Here is a 3,619-nt window from a genome sequence, read left to right as displayed (position 1 = left end):
AGCACTCACTTTTGGCAATGGAGAAATACCAGAAAAAATAGTATTCAAAAGTGAGTGCTGGATCATTGGTGGACGCGGAGCGTCCGGAAGATGTTCCCACGCAGAGCGTGGGAACAATAAACGCCGTTTTTCGACCGCTCCTGCGGTCATTTTGGACGCGGAGCGTCCGAAGAATGTTCCCACGCGGAGCGTGGGAACAATAAGGCAACGTACAGGTTATTATAAGTGCGGGGGTGCCTGTCCCCTGCTTTCCTTAAAAGCGCTAAACAGATACAGTGGGAAAGAGTTATGAGGCCGTTTTAAACTCATCCAGCCTGGAGACTCTTTGCAGTTGAATCCGCTTTGAATTATGTTGTCTTCAGTTCATGGATGATTTTCTGCAGCTCGCCTGCCTGCTGGGCCAGTTCCGCAACAGCTTTGGCGGACTGCTCCATGACATCGGCTGTCTCGCCTGCGATACGGTTGATCTCATCCACGCTTCTGTTTACCTCTTCACTTGCTGATGACTGTTCTTCGCTGGCGGTTGCAATGGAGCGCACCTGATCCGCTGCCTGTTGAGCCAGGCTCACGATTTCTTCCAGGGCATCCCCGGACCTGTTGGCCAGCTGAGTGGCCTTTTCCACCATCTCAACGGCCTGGTCCATGTTTTCAACATTGGTTTTAGTGCTTTCCTGGATGGATGTGACCGTATTTTCGACTTCCTTGGTCGCATTCATGGTCTTTTCGGCAAGCTTTCTCACCTCATCTGCAACCACTGCAAAGCCCCGCCCGGCGTCACCTGCCCGGGCGGCTTCAATGGCGGCGTTCAAGGCCAGCAGATTGGTCTGGTCAGCAATGTCGTCAATTACATTCATAACCTTGCCGATCTCTTCAGACTGTCTGCCCAGGGCATTCAGATTGTCCTTCATGGACCTGGCCTGTTGCTGAACCCTGTTGATGGACTCTACGGACTGTTTTACAACCTCGGCTCCCTCCAGAGCCTTGTTTTTGGCCTGATCCGTCTGTTCGGCGGCTCCGGAGGCGTTTTTTGCCACTTCAAGGACCGTGGCGTTCATCTCTTCCATGGCTGTGGCGGTTTCGCTGGTCTTGTTTTTCTGCTCTTCAGCCCCACGGCTGGATTCTTCCACCTGTGAGGAAAGCTCTTCAGTGGCAGAGGACAGCCTTTCGGCAATTTGATTGGCACTTTGCGCTGTTTGCTCAATTTTACGCTGAGCATCTTTAATATCTGTTAAATCTACTTGAACTTCAAAAGCTCCTACTACCTGTTTGTTTGCATCTTTTACAGGAGTACTGTAATAAGCCATGTAATGCGACTTTTCTCCAATTATAAAATCTCTTTCATAGTATTCCTGATTTCCTGTCTCCATACATTTTTTTGTAGCGCAATTGTTTGATCCGCATTCCTGCATATTAAAAATTTGATGGCATTTTTTGTTTACGGGATCAACACTGATTGATTCAGCACCTTTATTGTTCATCCATAAAATTGTGCAGTCACTGTCTACAACCATGGTTGAAACTGGAAGATTTTCCAGATATTGAACAATTGCTTTTGAGGTGTTGTTGATGTGGGAGACAAGCCTGGCATACTCCTTTTCATATTTTTCTGGTGGAATTACAGCCCTTATGTGGCCGTGCTGGATATCATCGGCAAGTTTTTCAACATCATTGGTCATGTTGTTGATGCTTTCCTGGATCTGGTTGAGGGCCTGAGTCAGACTGCCCAGTTCATCCTTGCGTCCGGTCTCCAGGTGCCGGCTTAAATCGCCCCTGGCTATATCCAGAGCAAAACTGGTCGCCCGGGTTATAGGCCGGCTGAGGGTTCTAGCAAAAAACGCTCCTGCAGCAAGCATCAGAACTCCGATGATAACTGATGCAGCCAGTATGGAGTTCAGAACATCGGCCTGTACACCTTCGATGACTTCCCTGGGGACCCCCAGGAAGTACATTCCAACGGTTTCGCCCTGCACGTTTTCAATAGGCCAGTATATGGTATCATACATAACGCCCAGGATAGGACTTTGAGCAACGAACACCCGGCTGTTTTGCAGAACTGTTTCAATGACATCAGGATTCTCCATTGCAGTGCCTACGACTCTTCTCCCATTGGCGCGTATTGTGGTGGACAACCGGGTGTCGTTTTCAAAAATGGTGGCATCAACCCCGAGCTTTTCACCTATGCGGTCCACAAATGTATGCGTCTCGAAGTTGATCCCCATAACAACGGCACCGATGACTTCGCCGTACTGCTCTACCGGAGCTCCCGACCGGATGGATAATGACAGGTGCTCACCGTGTTCCACACCTGTAAGGGAATTTCTTGCTAAAGCCTGTTGGATAATGTACTGGTTGCTAATATCGTCACCTTTTTCCTCCCTGTGACCCCGGGCCAAGACTATACCCCGATCATCCACAAAGGATACGAAATCGATACGTTCAGTCTGAATCAGGTCTTGTCCATAACTATGAAGAAAACCAGAATCGTTGGTCATGATGGCGTTTGTCACATCCTGATTTTTTGAAACAAGATCGTTGATCAGAGTAATGTTTGCCTGTATGGCCTCCAGTTCCATATCAGTTGCATGCCTGTAGTTCTCCAGGCGCTCAAGGGCCTGTTCGTCAAGGCTTGAGGTTACGAAATGGTTTGTGGTAAAAAAAATGGCAGCACTGATGATAAGAACTGTACCGCCAACTATGCCCAGAATTTTCCAGAAAATTGAAAGACGCATGTTATTCCTCCATACAGAAATGTTTGTCACTATGCAGCAGAAGACAGCCATACTGAACAGCTATGGCGGCAATCAAAGTATCTGCCAGTGGCACTTTGACCCCGGTTTTGCGGAGCTGATAGCCACTTTTCCAGGCGAGCCCCTATGGTTTGGTCTCCATGATCAGCCGCAGAAGCACCGCATGATCGTCGTAAAGAATCTGGAAATTATTTTCCGAACTGGAGCCCCTCAGCAATTCCATTCAAGCAGAAAAGCAAGTAGTATACCCTGAGCCAAATTGCAAGCATGGCCGGTGCTTCGCCGGAAATATCCACCACAGCTTCCTTCGGGGATGGCCGCCTGGGCATTCTCTGGGCCTGAGTTTTGGTTACGGCTCCAGGGCCGGTATTGTCCCCCCTGAATGATTAAGGGTGACTCTGGTGGGCTATCACCAGGACAAGATGGAGTTGGCCGGATGGCGCGGCATTGAAACCTCAATGCGCGGCGAAGGGATGTAGCACGGGGCGGATGTCGTCGTGGACGGAACAGGGGTAAAATAATAAAAAGTAGATTGGTTGCCGGGATCTGTGAAATATCAATAAAATAGGCCCCCCTGATTTGGAGGGCCTTTTCAGGTTCGGCTTCATGCCGGGACTTCATGTTGATGATTGACTTTAGGCGCTTAGCACAAATTTCAAACAAACATGTTGTTTCACTTTCAAAGAAAGCCAAGAGGTTATGCTCACGGAACACACGGAAGGGCACGGAAGTTTTTCTTATCGCTCCCACGCTCTGTGTGGGAGCGTATCTGGATCCAGCACTCACTTTTGGCAATGGAGAAATACCAGAAAAAATAGTATTCAAAAGTGAGTGCTGGATCATTGGTGGACGCGGAGCGTCCGGAAGATGTT

The 3,619-nt window shown here is 48.9% G+C and carries 2 protein-coding genes; both read right to left on the bottom strand.

Going from position 1 to position 3,619, the window contains the following annotated elements:
* Positions 1-347: 347 nt before the first annotated feature.
* Positions 348-2,729 (bottom strand): methyl-accepting chemotaxis protein, encoded by a 2,382-nt coding sequence (locus QZP87_RS02935; RefSeq protein WP_291321423.1) that lies wholly within the window; start codon positions 2,727-2,729, stop codon positions 348-350.
* Between the two features lie 228 nt (positions 2,730-2,957).
* A partial coding sequence (locus QZP87_RS02930; RefSeq protein WP_291321422.1) for a hypothetical protein occupies positions 2,958-3,619 on the bottom strand: 662 nt, incomplete at its 5' end.

The organism is Desulfonatronospira sp., from assembly GCA_003563255.1.
Classification (GTDB): Bacteria; Desulfobacterota; Desulfovibrionia; order Desulfovibrionales; family Desulfonatronovibrionaceae; genus Desulfonatronospira.
This window is presented reverse-complemented; position numbering and strand designations above follow the sequence as displayed.

Bases quoted from the DNA above. Each gene is read 5' to 3' on its own strand.
- QZP87_RS02935 (WP_291321423.1), bottom strand. From the start codon at position 2,729: ATGCGTCTTTCAATTTTCTGGAAAATTCTGGGCATAGTTGGCGGTACA.